The organism is Xanthomonas hortorum (genome assembly GCF_024339125.1).
Lineage (GTDB): Bacteria > Pseudomonadota > Gammaproteobacteria > Xanthomonadales > Xanthomonadaceae > Xanthomonas > Xanthomonas hortorum.
Genome location: NZ_CP101417.1, coordinates 2,703,265 through 2,720,279 on the forward strand (window position 1 = coordinate 2,703,265; position 17,015 = coordinate 2,720,279).

Sequence of the window (17,015 nt, forward strand, 5' to 3'; positions counted from 1 at the left end):
GGAGGGGAGCGCAATGAACACCGAGCCAGGTTGCAGCAACGGCGCGTGCGCCGCGCGGAGAAGTTGGCAATGATCGACATGGTGCTGGGCGTCATCATTCTGGTGTCGGCCCTGTTGGGCTTGCTGCGCGGCTTTGTCGCGATCGTGGTCGGCACGCTGTCGTGGTTGCTTGCTGGCTGGGCCACATTCCAGTTCGGCGGCTCGGCCGCGCGCTGGATCGCCGACGGCAAGCATCCGTCGGCCACCGAGTCGTTCGGCGGCTACGCGATGGTGTTCGTCGGCGTGCTGATCACCGTAGCGGTGATCGGCATGGTGATCCGTGCCGGCGTGGACGCAGTGCGGCTCGGCGGGATGGACCGCATGCTCGGCTTCGGCCTGGGCGTGGTGCGCGGCGGCTTTCTGGCCAGCGTGCTGGTGCTGCTGATGAGCTTCACCCCGTTGCCGCGCGAGCCGGCGTGGCGGCAATCGGTGCTGATGCCGATGCTGTCGCCGGGTGCGGGCTGGATGCGGGCGCAACTGCCGGCCTGGCGGATGCCGTCGATGGACATGCCATCGATGGAACTCGGCAACTTGCCAACGGAGTTGGGGAAGTTGCCCTCGGCAGGCAATAATACGGATCTGGGCAAGGCGCTGTCCGGGTCCGGTCTGAGCGACACCATCACGCGTGCGCTTGGGCAACCCGGTAAAGCCGCCAGCGACGGACGCGATCCGACGCAGGCGATGCCGGCCAATATCGATCCGGCGCAGATTCGCGGCGGAGAAAGCGACCCGGCTCGGGTCGAGTCTCAAGGCCAGGCACGGCCACCTTCACAGTAACGGCGCAAGCCGCAGCGGAGAACGCGCACCATGTGTGGCATCGTCGGTATTGTCGGCAACCAAAACGTCGCCGGGCAGCTTTATGACGGCCTGACCGTCCTGCAGCATCGTGGGCAGGACGCCGCAGGCATCGCCACCGCCGATGGCACGCGCCTGCGTGTGCAGAAGGCCAATGGCCTGGTGCGCGATGTCTTCGACGAAAAGAAGATGGCGGTGCTGGAAGGCCGCGTCGGCATCGCGCATTGCCGCTACCCGACCGCCGGCTCGGAGGGCATGGACGAGGCGCAGCCGTTCTACGTCAACTCGCCCTACGGCATCGCGCTGGCGCACAACGGCAACCTGATCAACACCGAGGCCTTGCGCCAGCAGGTGTTCGAGGCCGACCGCCGCAACATCAACACCGATTCGGACAGCGAAGTGCTGTTGAACGTGTTCGCCTACGAGCTGGATGCGCAGCGCATGCTCACCCCCGAGGCGGCGATACGCGCGGTGGCCGGCGTGCACCGTCGCTGCAAGGGCGGCTATGCGGTGGTCAGCGTGGTGCTGGGCCTGGGCTTGGTGGCGTTCCGCGACCCGCACGGCATTCGTCCGCTGGTGCTGGGCAAGCGCGATCACGCCGAAGGCACCGAATACATCGTGTCCTCCGAATCGGCCGCGCTGGACATCCTCGGCTATCAGCGCGTGCGCGATGTGCGCCCCGGCGAAGCGCTGGTGATCACCGCGCGCGGCGAGCTGTTTTCGGAAATCTGCGCCGCGCCCACCGACCATGCGCCATGCATCTTCGAGTACGTGTATTTCGCGCGTCCCGATTCGATGATCGACAACATCTCGGTGCACAAGGCGCGCATGCGCATGGGCCTGAAGCTGGGCGAGAAGATCCTGCGCCTGCGCCCGGACCACGATATTGACACCATCATTCCGATCCCGGACACCTCGCGCGATGTGGCGCTGGAGATGTCCAACGTGCTCGGGGTGAAGTACCGCGAAGGCTTCGTCAAGAATCGCTATGTGGGCCGCACCTTCATCATGCCGGGGCAGGGCGAGCGGCAGAAATCGGTGCGTCGCAAGCTCAACCCGATCCACCTGGAATTCCGCAACCGCGTGGTGCTGCTGGTCGACGATTCGATCGTGCGCGGCACCACCAGCCGGCAGATCGTGCAGATGGCGCGCGATGCCGGTGCGCGCAAGGTGTATCTGGCCTCGGCCGCACCGCCGGTGCGTTACCCCAACATCTACGGCATCGACATGCCGGCCGCCGAAGAACTCATTGCGCATGGCCGCAGCGAGCACGAGATCCAGGAATTCCTCGGCTGCGACTGGCTGATCTATCAGGATCTGGAAGACCTGGAAGTGGCGGTGCGCGAAGGCAACCCGGATATCAAGCAGTTCGATTCCTCGTGCTTCAACGGCGAGTACATCACCGGGATCGAGCCGGGTTATTTCCAGCGGATCCAGCAGTTGCGCTCCGACGAAGCCAAGCGCAAACGCCGCGCGTGATGGTGGTGCGGCAGCGTCGTGGAGTTGCGCTGCCGGCGAATGACGGAGCGCTGACGTGACGATGGATCTCTTGCAGGCCGCACACGCCTGCCTGCAAACGGCCGATCCGCTGGAGAAGGTCGCGCTGACCCAGCGACATGCGGCCGCCTTCCGCGCCGGCACGCTGTCGTTGCCATCGCCGCAGGCCGCGCCCTCCGCGCCGATCTGCATGCCTGGCCGGCCTGCAACGCCGGTGCTGGTGCATCCGCGCGAGGTGCCACGGCGTGGATTGGGCACGCCGGAAGGGCGCGCCGCCTTCATCCACGCCATCGCGCATATCGAACTCAACGCCATCGATCTGGCCTGGGATGCGGTGTATCGCTTCCGCGGGTTGCCGGATGCGTTCTATGCGGATTGGGTAGCGGTGGCCGACGACGAATCGCGTCACTTCATGCTGCTGCGCGCGCGATTGCAGGCGCACGACCACGACTACGGCGATTTCCCCGCGCATAACGGCCTGTGGGAAATGTGCGAGAAAACCGCGCATGACGGCCTCGCACGCATGGCCCTGGTGCCACGCGTGCTGGAAGCGCGTGGTCTGGACGTGACACCGGCCATGATCGTCAAGCTGCGCTCGCTCGGCGATATCGCCACTGCGCAGGTGCTGGAAACCATCCTGCGCGAAGAAGTGGCGCATGTAGCGGCCGGCTCGCGCTGGTATCGCTGGTATTGCGCGCAGGCCGGCATCGAGCCGCGCGCGCGTTTCAAGGCGCTGCTGCGCGAATACGCCGGCGGCTATCTGCATGGACCATTCAATATCCAAGCGCGGCTGCTTGCCGGTTTCGATGAGGATGAGTTGGCCAGTCTGGTGGAGCAGGCTGGCTGAAAAAATGTGCGCGGGTTCCCTCTGCGCAGCCGCCGGAATCGCATGCATTCCAGGCGAGCATCACAGAACTGTAATTTTCCTTTGCAACTACTTGCAATGTGTACTGTCACTCCGGCCTTAATGGCGTCCCGGGGGCAGGGGCCCGGTGTTTCACATCCGTTACTTCCATGTCTAAGGAGAGAGAGAGACGATGAAGTCGAAGTCGATGTGCACCACGGTGGGTCTGATTGCTATGTGTCTGGCCGGTTCGGCCGCCGCTGCCGGCAAACCGCTGTATCAATCCGGTCCTGCGCTGAGCCGCAGTGCAGCCGCCACGGCCACCACCGAACCCTCGCTGCAACGGGTGTTGAGCTCACCGTCAACAGCCACCGCGCAGGTAGTCCAGCTCGATGCCGGCGCAGTCACCGCCTCGGAAAAGCTGCTGGAACTGCAACTGGACGGCCAGACCATCACCGCCACCCAGGCCAAGATCGATGCCCTGGAAGGCGGCGATAGCGTGTGGTACGGCAACCTGGGCCCGCGCGCTGGCACGCGTGCACGCACGCTGTCGGGCGTGGATCCGCTGAACTCCGCGATCTTGGTCCGTAGCGGCGACACCGTCACCGGCACCATTCGCTACGCCGGCAAACTCTATCGCCTGCGTCCGCTGGCCGATGGTCGCCACGTGCTGGTGCAGGTGGACGAGCAGCGCATGCCGCAGGAGCATCCGGCCGAATACAGCCTGCTGCCCAAGTTCGACATGCCCGGCGACGGTCGTGTCACCGCAGCGGCCGCGTCGTCGGGCAGCCCGGCGACCATTCGCGTGCTGGTGGTCGCCACCAATCAGGCGGTGACTGCGTACGGCGGCAACATGCAGGCGCTGGTGCAGCTGGCGGTGGCCGAAGCCAACCAGGGCTACACCAACAGCAATGTCGGCATCACCCTGCAGCTGGCGCGTTACGAGACCACCAGCTACAGCGAAACCGGCAACTTCACCACCGACCTGCAGCGCTTCCGCGTGACCAACGACGGTTACATGGACAGCATCCACACCAGCCGCAACACGTATACCGCCGATGTGGGCGTGATCGTGTTGAACAACGCCACTTACTGCGGACTGGCATCGGGGATTGGGTCGACCGCCGCAACCGCATTTGCATCGGTGTACTGGGATTGCGCCACCGGCTACTACAGCTTTGCGCATGAAATCGGGCACCTGCAGAGCGCACGCCACGACGCCACCAACGACCCGAGTACCTCGCCGTATGCCTACGGTCACGGCTATCGCTACGGCAACAGCTGGCGCACCATCATGGCCTACGACTGCAGCAGCGGTTGCCCGCGCCTGAACTATTGGTCCAACCCCAACATCAACTACAACGGCATCCCGATGGGCAATGCCAGCACCGCCGACAATCAGCGCGTGCTGGTCAACACCAAGGCCACGATTGCCGGCTTCCGCTGAGGTTGACGTTGAGCGTTTCGCTGTCGGCCCGGCACTCCATGTGCCGAGCTTTCGCCGCTACACCCGCGCGCGGGTGTAGCGCAGACTAGGCGCACCGTCGGCAACTGCCGGCCTTGTCTTGCGGAGCGGAGCACTCATGTCCAAGTCCTTGCGTTATGCGGTGCTGTGCCTGGCCGTACTTGCGGTTGCCGGCTGCAAACAGCAGCCCGCCGAGCCGGCTCCCTCGCAACCCAAGCCCGCTGCTGTGGCGACGGCAACGCCGACCGGCAACGACGCCGAGGCGCGCGCGCTGCATGTGCTGGAAGCGCGCTTGCAGAGCGATCATTTTTATCCGGACAACTGCATCAGCATCCTGTCCGAACAGGGCGATGCGCCCACCCCGGATGCCTTCGAATTTGCAGTGCACGAGCGCCATGGCAACGACTGCCCTGGCGACCCGCAGACCAGCCCGGTACGCGACCGCTTCCGCGTCCAAGCCGACGGCACGGTGCTCTGGTACGACGTGGTCAATGCCGATTTTGTCGACTACGCCGAGCATGCGCGTAGCGTGCAGTGATGCCTTTGCTCGCTAGGTTCTCTCAGCCACGCTAAAGCGCCAACTGCTCCAGCGCGATGCTATCGGCATTGACACGCAACACCGAGCCTTGTTCGTACCAGTCGCCCAGCACAATGCGCGTGCAGGTGTGGCCACCGGCCTGCAGCGTGTGCACGTTGGGGCGATGGGTATGGCCGTGGATCAAGCGATCCACCCCGTAACGCACGAAGGTCGCTTCCACTTCGGCCGGTGCGACGTCGGTAACGGTTTCGAAGCGCGATTGATCGCCCTGCTTGAGTTCCGATTGACGCGCCTGGCTTGCCGCGCGCGCCTGTTGCGCGAACGCCACCCGTGCGGCCAGCGGCTGGGCCAGGAACTGCGCCTGAAACACCGGGTCGCGCGTCTGTGCACGGAACGCCTGATAGGCGGTGTCGTCGGTGCATAGCAGATCGCCGTGCATCAGCAGCGTCGGATGCCCGTACAGATCGATGACGGTGGGGTCGGGCAGGATGCGGAAGCCCGCGCGCTGTGCATAGGTCTGGCCAACCAGAAAATCGCGATTGCCTGCCATGAAGAACACCGGTACGCCGCTATCGACGACGGCATGCAGCGCAGTGGCGACCGCGTCTGCGGCGGTCGACGGGGTGTCATCGCCGATCCAGGCTTCGAATAGATCGCCGAGGATGTAGAGCGCGTCGCTACCGGGCACCTGCGTGCGCAGGAAGTCCAGAAACAGCTCAGTAATCGCCGGCCGGGCCGGATCCAGATGCAGGTCGGAAATGAACAGGGTCGTCATTGCGCCATTGTACGGCGGCAGCGCGGGACGGGAACCGGGACGCTGGGGTAGGCAGCGTGAGCAGGACAAGCACGGAGCGAAATCCCCTCTCCCTGCGGGAGAGGGGTAGGGGTGAGGGTACGGGGCGAAGCCACACGCTGAAGTTGCAATTGCTGCGTGTTGGCTTTTTATCAACCTTCGCGAGAGATCTTCTACGGCGAGTGCGCGAGGCTTCGCGCGTACCCTCATCCGCCCCTGCGGGGCACCTTCTCCCGAGGGGAGAAGGGAGTGCTGAGACGCGTTACTTATCTGGGCGGATCACTCGGGCCGGCCCGGCCTGATTCATCACCCCAGCAACACCGGCAATCCCCACAACGACAAACTGGCCAGCACTACCCCGATCGCGGTCGCAGCCAGCACGTCGCTTGGATAATGCAGCCCCAACACCACCCGCGACAGCGCCACGCCCGCCGAGAACGGCACCAGCAACGGTGCCAGCCACGGATAGTAGGCCAGCGCCACGATGCTGAAGGACACCGCGTGCAAGGTGTGGCCGGATGGAAAACTGAACTCGTCCAGCGGCGCGACCCAGGCGCGAATGCGCACGTCGGCTGCATACGGGCGCGGCCGCCGCGTCCAGCGTTTGAGTGACTTGTACAAGGTCAGCGCGAGCACGCCGGTGGCCGCCATGTGCGCAGATGCGCGCACGCCGTCCATACCGTCGAGCAGCACCAACAGGCCCATCAGGCCATACCAGAACATCCCATCGCCGAGCCGGCTGATGGTGGCGAACGCGCGCCGCACCGGGTGACGTCGGCACCAGTGATTGGCGCGCCGGCACCAGCGCGCTTCGTGACCGCGTAAGACCTCAAGCCGCGTTGCCGACATAACGCCCCCGTGCAGCAGTGATGCCCAGCAACAAGGCTTCGAAGTCGGACACCACATTGTCCGGATGCAGTTTCTGCATCGCCTGCGCGGCCGCAGCGCCCATGCGCTGGCGCATCGCGTCGTCGTCGGTGAGTGCGACGGCGGCCTGGATAAACGCCGCGTCGGTCTCGACTGCCGCGCCGCTGTGACCGCTGCGCAGATACTCGCGTGCAGCGCCGTAATCGAAAGCGACCGTGGCCACGCCGCTGGCCATCGCCTCCAGGGTCACGTTGCCGAAGGTCTCGCTGCGGCTGGGGAACAGGAACAGATCGCCGCTGGCGAAGTGGCGCGCCAGCGCCTCGCCGCGCTGGATGCCGCAGAAAATGAAATCGGGATTCTCGTGCGCGATCTTGTCGCGTGCCGGGCCATCGCCCACCCACACAAAGCGTGCCTTCGGGCGAATCTGCTGCAGCTTGCGAAAGGCATGGATGGCAAGTGGCAGGTTCTTTTCGTTGGCGATGCGCCCGACGTAAATTGCAGCGAAGCCTTCGCCTTCGATCCCCCATTCGGCCCGCAGCGCGTGATCGCGTCGCGCCGGATCGAACTGCTGGTTGTCCACCGCGCGCGCCAGCAATTGCACGCGCTCGAATCCGCCTTCGCGCAGGAATTGCTGCAGCTCGCGCGTCGGCACCAGGGTGGCATCGGCCTGGTTGTGAAAGCGCCGCATCCAGCGCAACGCGGTGCCTTGCAGCCAGGCGGCGCCGTAGTCGGGCAGGTATTCGTCGAAACGCGTATGGAAGCCGGTGGCGACCGGGATGCCGAGCCGGCGCGCTGCACGCATCGCCGACCAGCCCAAGGGGCCTTCCGTGGCCACATAGATCGCATCCGGTTGCGTGATTCGCCAATGACGGATGAGGCGCTGCGTTGCCGGCAGCCCGAATTTCAGCCCCGGATAGCGCGGCAGCGATGCGCCGCGCACCAACAAGGCAGTCGCCGGTTCCGTATCGCCGCTCTGACGCGGGCGCACCACGTCCACCTGATGTCCGCGTGCGCGCAGGCCGGTTTCCAGGCCGTGCACGGTCAGCGCCACACCATTGACTTCGGGGGGATAGGTTTCGGTAACGATCGCGTAGCGCATGCCCGTTCTCCGGTTTTGGCTAGCTTCCGGGAGAGCGATGGCATGGATGTTGCGACGATAAGTCGCGGCGGTGACAAGCGCGACGGGAGTGGGGATTTGGGATTCGGGATTGGAGATTCGCAAAGGCGGGCTGTGCAAATGTCAGCAAGCCCGCAACACATGGTCTACCGGGATCAACAAATCCCCAATCCCGAATCTCCAATCCCGCCTGAGGCCGCAGGCCTCAGGTCACAAACGGTTTGAACGCGATTCCCAGCCCGGCCATGCTTTCGACTTCGCCAATCAGATCGGCGCGCAGCAACGGGCGCGAGTCGATCCAGCTTTGCGACAGGATCAATGACAGCCGGGTGTCATCTGCAGTGAGTTCCAGGGTCGGAATCGGGTCGGACTCGTGCGCGCGATGCAGCAGCACTGCCAGCCGCAACAATGCGGCCTTGCGTCGGGTCGGCAGCAACAAACGATCCGGCAGCGCCTCGAACGCGGTCTTGGGCACGTTGCGGCGGTGCGTACGCACCAGCGACGCCAGCACCTGCTGCTCCTGTCGCGAGAAACCGGCGATATCCGAATGCTCCAGGATGTAGCTGCCGTGCACGTGATATTGGCTGTGCGCGATGATCAAGCCCAGCTCGTGCAACCGCGCGGCACGGCGCAACACCTGCGCATCGTCGCCATCCAGTTGCCAGGATTCGCAGACCTGATCGAACAGGCGGCAGGCGGTGGCTTCCACGCGCTGGGCCTGCACTTCGTCGATCCCGTAGCGCTGCACCAACGAGGCCACCGAGCTGTCGCGCGGATCGTTCTCGCCGCCGCGGCCGAGCATGTCGTAGAGGATGCCTTCGCGCATCGCCGCCTTGCTGACCATCAGCTTCTCCAGCCCCAGGGCCTGGAATGCGGCCTCGAGCACCAGAATGCCGCCGGCAATAATGGGGCGCCGCTCGGCAGCCAATCCGGGCAACTGGATGTCTTCGATGCGCTTGGCCTTGAGCAGTTCATCGCGCAGCGCCGGCAGCGCCTCGGCGGTGATCGCGCCCTTGGTGAGCTTCATCGCCGCGCAAATCTCGCCGATGGCCTTGTGGGTGCCGGACGAACCGATCGCCTCATGCCAGCCCAGCGCCTTGTACTGATTGGCGAACTGCTGGAACTCGGCGCCGATCTCGGTCAGCGCGTCCTTCCATTTCTTTTTCGACAACTTGCCGCCGGGAAAAAAACGTCGTGTGCTGGCAATGCAGCCGGCCTGCAGACTTTCGCGTTCCAGCGTCTGAAAACCGCGGCCGATGATGAACTCGGTCGAGCCGCCGCCGATATCGATCACCAGCCGGCGCTGATCGGGCTTAGGCGGCTGCGCATGCGCAACGCCCAGATAGATCAGGCGCGCTTCCTCGCGGCCGCTGACCACTTCGATCGCATGCCCAAGCGCGGTTTCGGCCGGCATCAGGAACGCTTGTGGCGAACGCAGCTGACGCACCGTGTTGGTGGCCAGCGCACGCACGCGCAACGACGGCACTTCACGAATGCGCTGGCCGAAGCGTGCCAGACATTCCAGTGCACGTTGGCGCGCTTCGTTGGAAATGCCACCTTTGCCATCCAGGCCATCGGCCATGCGCACGGTCTCGCGCAGGCGATCGACGACGCGCAGCTGACCCATCAGGTAGCGCGCAATGACCATGTGGAAACTGTTGGAGCCTAAGTCGATGGCGGCAAGGTAATCGCCGTCGCGCAGTGGCGGTATCGTGGGGGAGGGTGTTGGCATGGCCGCATGGTAGCCGATGGATGGTTGGCCCCGTGAGAGGCACCGGCAAAACGACTGCGCACACCGCCGGCAAGGCGTGTGTGGCGTCGCGCACCAACCACAAGGCGGCTGCGCTGCGCCGCCGGCACCAACGCACGACTGCGCGCTACGTGTTGTCAGCCGCTCTTTAGACCCGATCGAGCAAGGTCATCTGCGCCGAATGCGCCGGCTCGCCGGGGCCCGGCGTGCGCTTGTGATAAACGCCCTCGGCATCCAGCTCCCAGGCGTTGACGTTGTCGTCCAGGTAGTTCTGCAACGCTTCGCGATAGACCCGCTTGGCCAGGTCCGGGTCCAGGATCGGGAAGCAGGTTTCCACGCGCCGCAATAGGTTGCGTTCCAGCCAGTCGGCGCTGGCGCAATAGAGTTCCGCCGCACCATCGTTGCCGAACCAGTACACGCGGCTGTGTTCCAGAAATCGCCCCACGATCGAACGCACGCGGATGTTGTCGGAGAAGCCCGGCACGCCCGGCCGCAGCGTGCAGGCGCCGCGCACGATCAGATCGATCTGCACACCGGCCTGCGACGCCGCGTACAACGCGCGCACCACCTGCGGCTCGTTGAGGGCATTCATCTTGGCGATGATGCGGCCCGGGCGACCATTGCGGGCCAGCCGGGTTTCGCGTTCGATCCGCTTCAGCACGCCGGTATGCAGGGTAAACGGCGATTGCAGCAACTGCTCCAGCTTCATGCGCGGTGCAAGACCGGACAATTGCTGAAACAGCATGTGCACATCGTTGCCGATTTCCACATCCGCCGTGATCAGGCTGATGTCGGTGTACAGACGCGCGGTGCCGCTGTGGTAATTGCCGGTGCCCAGATGGACGTAGCGTTTGAGCTTGCGGCCCTCGCGTCGCACGATCAGCAGCATCTTGGCGTGCGTCTTGAAACCGACCACGCCGTAGACCACCTGCACGCCGGCTTCCTGCAGCTTGTCGGCCAGGCCCAGGTTGGCTTCTTCGTCGAAGCGCGCACGCAGTTCCACCACCACAGTGACGTCCTTGCCGTTGCGCGCGGCCAGGATCAGCGCATCGACAATCAACGAATCCTTGCCGGTGCGGTACAGCGTCTGCTTGATCGCCAGTACGTTCGGGTCGACTGCGGCCTGGCGAATCACGTCCAGCACCGCAGTGAACGCATCGAAGGGATGATGCAACAACACATCGCCCTTCTTGACGATCTCGAAGATGCCGTCGTTGTCGCGCAAGGTGCGCGGATTGAACAACGGGTACTTGAGTTCCGGGCGCTGCACCAGATCGTAGACCTGGGTGACACGGCTCAGATTGACCGGCCCGACGATGCGGTACACCGCGTTTTCGTTCAAGCCGAAGTTCTGCAGCAGGGTACGCATGATCGGCGATGGGCAGTCGTGCGCGATCTCCAGCCGTACCGCTGGCCGGTAGCCGCGCGTGACCAGTTCGTCGCGCAAGGCCAAGGCCAGGTTTTCGACTTCTTCCTCGTCCACCACCAACTCGGAGTTGCGGGTGACGCGGAACTGATACGAGCCCTTGACCTGCATGCCCGGGAACAGCTCATCCACAAACTCGGACAGCACCGAAGACAGAAACACAAAGCTCTGCGTTCCCTCCGGCGACAGGCTGGCCGGCAACTGGATGATGCGCGGCAACGAACGCGGCGCCCGCACGATGGCCAGATGGCCGGCGCGGCCAAACGCATCCTGGCCATCCAGCACCACCACGATGTTCAAGGTCTTGTTGAGAATCTTCGGGAACGGATGCGCCGGGTCCAGGCCGAGCGGCGACAGCACCGGCATGATCTCGTTGCGGAAGTACGCGCGCAGCCAACGCTTCTGGCGCGAGTTCCACGTCGAGCGGCCCAGCACCGCCACCCCGGCAGTTTCCATCGCCGGGCGTAGCACTTCGTTCCACGCGTGGTACTGCTGCTCGACCAGCTTCGCCGCGCGATCGTGCACGGCATTGAGGATGGCGGTGGGGCTCAGCCCATCGGGTGCCGGCGGCAATCCGAATTCCTGCGCGTGCCGGACGGTGGCCGCGCGGATTTCGAAGAATTCGTCCAGGTTGGTGCAGGAAATGCACAGGAAGCGCAGCCGTTCCAGCAACGGGACCTGCTCATCCAGCGCCTGCGCCAGCACCCGGAAATTGAAATCCAGCTGCGACAGTTCGCGGTTGATATACAGCGACGGCTCGCGCAACGGATCGGCGGCGATCTCTTCGGAAGAAGCGGTGTCGTGGGAGTGTTTGGCGTGGCCCATGGAGTCGATCATCAAGACGGAATGGAATGCGTCGTTAGCGCGCGCAACATGCAGCGCGGTGCGACTTGGCGCGCGCTGCGCAGGTGCATCACACCGCGCTGCGGCGCGCACCCACTACATATCACGCCGAGCGTGACAGTGGCAGGGACTGATCGCGCTGCACCACACGTGCAGCCACAAAATGACACGAGAATTCGCTGCCGCGCCCGACTTCGCTTTCGATCTCCAGCCGCGCCTGATGCAGCCCCAGGATGTGCTTGACGATCGACAACCCCAACCCGGTCCCGCCGCTCTCGCGCGAGCGGCTGCTGGAGACGCGATAGAAGCGCTCGGTGATGCGCGGCAGATGCGAGGCGGGAATGCCGTAGCCGGTGTCGCGCACCGCCAGTGCCGCGCCATCGCCATCGCGCATGAAGCGGATCGTCACCTTGCCGCCGCCCGGCGTATAGCGCACCGCGTTGGTGACCAGATTGGAGAACGCGCTATGCAGTTCCTTGTTGGAGCCAAGCAGATCCACGCCGGCCTCGTCGAACACTTCCACCGTGTGGCGGCCTTGGCTATGCGCTTCTGCTTCGCGGCGTAGCGTGGAGAGCATCGGAGCCATCGCCACGTGTTCCTCGCCGAGTTCTTCCTGCGATTCCAGCCGCGACAGCGTCAGCAGATCTTCGACCAGCTGCGCCATGCGTTGCGATTGCTTGCGCATCTCCGCCAGCATCGGGCCCGAGTCGGGGAAGTCCTCCGGGTCGAGCATGTCCAGATAACCGTGCACCACCGTCAACGGCGTGCGCAATTCGTGCGAGACATTGGCCACGAAGTCGCGGCGTACCTGCTCCAACCGCAGCAGCTTGCTGACATCGCGCGCCACCAGCAGCCAGTAGTCGTCGGAATAGGGGATCAGGCGCAGATTCAGACGCAGATCCGGATCGACCGGCGAGGCGGCATCGAGCATGGGTTCTGCATTGCGACCGGCCGCCAGCCAATGCGCCAACGGCAACGGCTGCAACCGCTCCACCACCGACACACCCATATCGCCGGGATGATGCAGGCCAAGCAGGCCACCGGCGGCCTTGTTGAACCACTGCACGCGCTGGCTGTTGCGATCCACCACCACCACCGCATCGGGCAACGCCTGTGCGGCGGCGCGGTAGGTGCGCAGCATGTCGATCAGGCGACGCTTGCGCCCGCGCATTTCGGCCTGGCTGCGATAGAGCAGCCGATCCAGTTCGTTCCAGGCACCGACGCCGGCTGCGGGTTCGGCACGCTGGCGTGCAGTGAGCCGCCGCAGCACCTGCCGCAGCCGCCAGTAATGCCAGGCCAGTACGCCCAGCGCAGTCAGCGTCAGCGCCATCCACACATGTTCGATCAGCACGCCGGTCAGCACGGCAGCGCCCAGCAACAGCGCCAGGGTACCGAGCGTCTTGAACCAGGCGGAACGAATATGTTGGGGCATGGAAGGCGTTACCACGGAGCGTCGGGTAGGCACGCAGCCCGACCGGTGTTAGCGGCCGGGCCGGCCTGTGCGGCAGGCATCAGGCGGCCGAAGAGAAACGGTAGCCCGAGCCACGCACGGTCTGCACCATGTTTTCCAGGCCGAACGGTTCCAGCGTCTTGCGCAGGCGGCGGATATGCACGTCGATGGTGCGCTCTTCCACGTACACGCTGCCGCCCCAGACATGATCCAGCAACTGGGTGCGCGTGTACACGCGCTCCGGATGTGTCATGAAAAAGTGCAGCAAGCGGTATTCGGTCGGGCCGATCGGCACCGGCGCGTCGCCGGCGAACACCCGGTGCGCGGCGCCATCGATGCGCAGCCGGCCCACGGCCACGCTGCCGTCTTCGTCGTCCTCGCGGGTGCGGCGCATCACCGCACGGATGCGCGCCAGCAACTCGCGCGCCGAGAACGGCTTGACCACGTAATCGTCGACCCCGGCTTCCAGGCCACCGACGCGGTCGTTTTCTTCGCCGCGCGCGGTCAGCATGATGATCGGAATCTCGCGGGTCAGCGATTCCTTGCGCCAGCGCCGCGCCAGGTCCAGCCCGCTGGTGCCTGGCAACATCCAGTCCAGCAGGATCAGATCCGGCACACGGTCGGCGATGGCGGTCTGCGCCTCGCGGGCGTCGCCAGCATGGATGGGTTCGAACTCGCCCTTGCGCAGCGCGAACGCCACCATGTCGCGGATTGCGGGTTCGTCGTCGACGATCAGGATGCGTTTCTGCACGCGGGGCTTACCGTCTGGCTTCGATGGTCGCCAGTAGACTACGGTTTTGTGACTCTAATGTGACATGGCGGGCGCATTACGTCGTTCGCAACACCAATAAGCGGACTGTGCTGCGAGGCACCAGGCAGGCGTTGCGGCATCGAGCACCCGATTTGTCATCCCGAACAATGAAGCCACTGCACTGCATGACATGCGCTAACGCGTGGACAGATCCGGGTCGCGGATGCCCTGGCGCCTCAGTTCCAGTACGGTGGGCGTAATGGCGGCAATGCGGGCGTCCACGCGCGCACGTGTCACATAATCGAGATCTTTCTTCTTCAGCGCCTCTAGCTGGATCAGCGCCTGTTCGGCGCGGCCGTTCAAGTACGCGGATTCGGCATAGGCCTCGCTGGCGCGCAGCTGGTCGCCGGCCAATTCACAGGCGCGGGCGTAGGTCTGCTGCAACAACGCATCATCGCTGTTGCGATACAGCAGCGGTTCCAGCACCTGGCGTGCGCGCTGGCCGGATGTCTCGGTCGCCTGCTCGTTGAGCGCGCCGGCATAAGTCAGCGCCACCGCACGGTTGGTCGGCAATTGCTTGAGCAGCGCATCGAAACGCGCATTGGCCACCTCGCGCTGTCCCACGCGCGCCTGCGCCTCGCTCAGGCCCAGCGTCAGCCATAAATTATCCGGATGCGCCTCCAGCAGGCTGGCCAGTTCGGCCACCGGCTCGCTTGGCCGCCCGCCGCTGTTGCGCAAGCGCGCCAGGGCCAGCCCGTAGCGCTGCGCATCGGTCAGGCCGCCCTTGGCGCTGCGGCGCAGGGTCTCGTATTCGCGAATGGCCGCATCCGGCGTGGTCGCGCTGAGCACGCGCAGGCGCTCCTTGGCCCAGTCGAAGCCTTGTTGTTCGCCGCTGCGGCTGAGCGCATCCACCGGCAAGCGCAGCGCGTACGGAAGAATCGTATTGCCGTTGCGGCTCAGCGGCTCCGACAGCGACGGGTCGGAGGGATTCACGCGCTCCTGGCGCGTGCCGCCCGGCACCGAGGTGGTCAGCACCACGGTGTTCTTTTTCATCTGCTCGGCGCGCGCCTTGGCCTCGCTGATGCGGGTGACGGTGACCGGGTGGGTCTGCAGGAAGTCCGGCGCGCTGTAACCGCCCTCGTTGGCGCGCATCGCCACCGACATGCGCTCGAAGAAGCCGGCCATCGCATCCACGTCGTAGCCGCTGCGCACCAGCGTGCGGATGCCCAGCCGGTCGGCTTCGGATTCGTTGGAGCGGGTGTAGTCGATCTGGCGCTGCTGCATCAGCCCCATCGCGCTGGTGATGCCGGCCATGGTGGCATCGCCCTTGGAATTGCCGCCGGCCTGTTGCGCGGCGACCACCGCCGCCAGCATGCCGAGCAGAATCGGGATCTGATCGCGCTGCGCCCGCTCCACCCCGCGCAACACGTGCTGCTGGGTGACGTGGGCGATTTCGTGCGACAGCACTGCGGCCACTTCGTCCTCGCGCTCGGCCGTCAGCACCAGCCCGGCGTTGACCGCGATGTAGCCGCCCAAGGTGGCGAAGGCGTTGATCTGGCGGTCGCGCAGCATGAAAAACGTAAACGGCTGCTGCGGTTGGTCGCTGTTGGCGCCTAGCCGGGTGCCCATGGTCTGCAGCCAATCGGTGACCAGCGGGTCGTCCAGCACGTAGTCGTAGTTGCGCAGCTCGGCCAGCATCATCTTGCCGTACTCGGCCTGGCGCGCCGGGGTCAGCAACTCGCCGGCAGACGAACCGATATCGGGCAGGCGGCTTTCCTGCGCAGGTGCCACACCCATGGCAACGGCCAGCGTGAGGGCGGTGGCGAGCGGTAGCAGGCGCAAGTGGAACTCCCAGGTGATGCGCGGAGCATGCGGGCAGCAGAGCGCAGGGGCGTGAATCGACAGTTAATCCACAGTGTTGCGGTGACGACATGGAAATTCCAGTCGCCCGGTACCATTGTCAGACCTCAGACCAACCACGGAGTTTCCCGTGAGCCAAGACCTTAACGTGCAGGATGCGGCCACCGGCCCGCAGATCACCCTGTATTCCTCCGCGATCTGCCCGTATTGCGTGGCTGCCAAGAACTTCCTCAAGAGCAAGGGCCGGACCTGGACCGAGGTGCGCATCGACCTGGACCCGGCCGAGCGTCACAAGATGGTCGCCCTGGCCAAGCGCACCAGCGTGCCGCAGATCTTCGTCGGCGACGTCCATGTGGGCGGCTACGACGACATGATGGCCATGCACCGCGCCGGCAAGCTCGAACCCTTACTGGCCGGCGCCACGGGCGGCCAGGCATGAGTGAGCATGAGGGCGGCAGCGACGACCGTCTGCGCGAGTTCACCGAATTCCGCCAACGCATGAATCAACGCATCCTGGCCGAGCCCAACCAGGTGGTGCGCCGCTTCTTCGCGCTGGACACCCAGACCTATCAGGCCGGCGCGCTGGACGTCAAAACCAAGGAGTTACTCGGCCTGGTCGCCTCGATGGTGCTGCGATGCGACGACTGCATCAGCTACCACGTCGCCCAATGCAAGGAGGCCGGCGTAACCCGCGAAGAGTTCTTCGAAACCTTCTCGGTCGGCCTGGTGGTCGGCGGCTCCATCGTCATCCCGCATCTGCGTCGCGCGGTGGATTTTCTCGACAAGCTCGAAGGCGGTGCGCAGGCCCCGGCGCAGCACGCGCACGACTGATGCATGACTGGTCGGGAGTCGACCGGCGTGTGAGTCAGGATTGGTCATTCGGGATGCGGGATTCGTAAAAGCGAGCCGGTCGCGCGCGCCGCCCATCGAGGCGGCGCGTTGCGTTGTGGAGGGTGTGCGCCGCTCTTAGACCAAGGTCG

General features: G+C 65.0%; 15 protein-coding genes. 7 read left to right on the forward strand and 8 right to left on the reverse strand.

The genetic code is table 11. The annotated features are described in order from the left end of the window. The first annotated feature begins 69 nt into the window (after nucleotides 1-69). The 5 genes from NMB96_RS11550 (at nucleotide 70) to NMB96_RS11570 (ending at nucleotide 5,178) form a co-directional block, all read left to right on the forward strand. Nucleotides 70-816, forward strand: coding sequence for a CvpA family protein (locus NMB96_RS11550; RefSeq protein WP_023902856.1), 747 nt, complete (start codon nucleotides 70-72; stop codon nucleotides 814-816). Between the two features lie 30 nt (nucleotides 817-846). Next, nucleotides 847-2,313 (forward strand): amidophosphoribosyltransferase, encoded by a 1,467-nt coding sequence (purF, locus tag NMB96_RS11555; RefSeq protein WP_006449393.1) that lies wholly within the window; start codon nucleotides 847-849, stop codon nucleotides 2,311-2,313. A 61-nt stretch (nucleotides 2,314-2,374) separates the two neighbouring features. Next, nucleotides 2,375-3,178, forward strand: a complete 804-nt coding sequence (locus NMB96_RS11560) for a ferritin-like domain-containing protein (protein WP_043888980.1) — start codon at nucleotides 2,375-2,377, stop codon at nucleotides 3,176-3,178. 190 nt (nucleotides 3,179-3,368) lie between these two features. Next, entirely contained in the window at nucleotides 3,369-4,622 is a 1,254-nt protein-coding gene (locus NMB96_RS11565; protein WP_023902858.1) for a zinc-dependent metalloprotease, read from the forward strand. 136 nt (nucleotides 4,623-4,758) lie between these two features. Beyond that, on the forward strand, nucleotides 4,759-5,178 hold the full coding sequence (locus tag NMB96_RS11570; RefSeq protein WP_023902859.1) for a hypothetical protein: 420 nt from the start codon (nucleotides 4,759-4,761) through the stop codon (nucleotides 5,176-5,178). A gap of 31 nt (nucleotides 5,179-5,209) precedes the next feature. Here the strand turns inward: NMB96_RS11570 and lpxH are convergent, their stop codons facing one another. The 8 genes from lpxH to NMB96_RS11610 all read right to left on the reverse strand — a co-directional run bounded on the left by lpxH (nucleotide 5,210) and on the right by NMB96_RS11610 (nucleotide 16,017). Then, complete coding sequence (lpxH, locus tag NMB96_RS11575; RefSeq protein WP_043888981.1) at nucleotides 5,210-5,953, reverse strand: UDP-2,3-diacylglucosamine diphosphatase; 744 nt, start codon at nucleotides 5,951-5,953, stop codon at nucleotides 5,210-5,212. A 324-nt stretch (nucleotides 5,954-6,277) separates the two neighbouring features. Then, the gene (locus tag NMB96_RS11580) at nucleotides 6,278-6,820 is read right to left on the reverse strand and encodes a phosphatase PAP2 family protein (protein ID WP_023902861.1); all 543 of its coding nucleotides are present in this window, start codon (nucleotides 6,818-6,820) and stop codon (nucleotides 6,278-6,280) included. After that, the gene (locus NMB96_RS11585) at nucleotides 6,801-7,937 is read right to left on the reverse strand and encodes a glycosyltransferase family 4 protein (protein WP_023902862.1); all 1,137 of its coding nucleotides are present in this window, start codon (nucleotides 7,935-7,937) and stop codon (nucleotides 6,801-6,803) included. The genes NMB96_RS11580 and NMB96_RS11585 overlap by 20 nt, the downstream gene beginning before the upstream one ends. A 223-nt stretch (nucleotides 7,938-8,160) precedes the next feature. Then, complete coding sequence (gene ppx / locus NMB96_RS11590) at nucleotides 8,161-9,687, reverse strand: exopolyphosphatase (protein ID WP_006451734.1); 1,527 nt, start codon at nucleotides 9,685-9,687, stop codon at nucleotides 8,161-8,163. 166 nt (nucleotides 9,688-9,853) lie between these two features. Then, nucleotides 9,854-11,956 (reverse strand): polyphosphate kinase 1, encoded by a 2,103-nt coding sequence (ppk1, locus tag NMB96_RS11595; RefSeq protein ID WP_104551379.1) that lies wholly within the window; start codon nucleotides 11,954-11,956, stop codon nucleotides 9,854-9,856. Between the two features lie 121 nt (nucleotides 11,957-12,077). Further along, entirely contained in the window at nucleotides 12,078-13,406 is a 1,329-nt protein-coding gene (gene phoR, locus NMB96_RS11600) for a phosphate regulon sensor histidine kinase PhoR (RefSeq protein ID WP_006451736.1), read from the reverse strand. A gap of 79 nt (nucleotides 13,407-13,485) precedes the next feature. Further along, entirely contained in the window at nucleotides 13,486-14,175 is a 690-nt protein-coding gene (phoB, locus tag NMB96_RS11605; RefSeq protein WP_006451737.1) for a phosphate regulon transcriptional regulator PhoB, read from the reverse strand. Between the two features lie 195 nt (nucleotides 14,176-14,370). Next, the gene (locus NMB96_RS11610; protein ID WP_255086906.1) at nucleotides 14,371-16,017 is read right to left on the reverse strand and encodes a M48 family metalloprotease; all 1,647 of its coding nucleotides are present in this window, start codon (nucleotides 16,015-16,017) and stop codon (nucleotides 14,371-14,373) included. A 148-nt stretch (nucleotides 16,018-16,165) separates the two neighbouring features. Between NMB96_RS11610 and grxC the strand changes: the two genes are divergently transcribed. Together grxC and NMB96_RS11620 are read left to right on the forward strand one after the other, a co-directional pair. Beyond that, nucleotides 16,166-16,474 carry a glutaredoxin 3 gene (grxC, locus tag NMB96_RS11615; protein WP_255086908.1) on the forward strand — a complete coding sequence of 103 codons (309 nt, stop codon included), beginning with the start codon at nucleotides 16,166-16,168 and terminating at the stop codon, nucleotides 16,472-16,474. Continuing rightward, nucleotides 16,471-16,866 (forward strand): carboxymuconolactone decarboxylase family protein, encoded by a 396-nt coding sequence (locus NMB96_RS11620; RefSeq protein ID WP_255086909.1) that lies wholly within the window; start codon nucleotides 16,471-16,473, stop codon nucleotides 16,864-16,866. The genes grxC and NMB96_RS11620 overlap by 4 nt, the downstream gene beginning before the upstream one ends. Nucleotides 16,867-17,015: the final 149 nt, after the last annotated feature.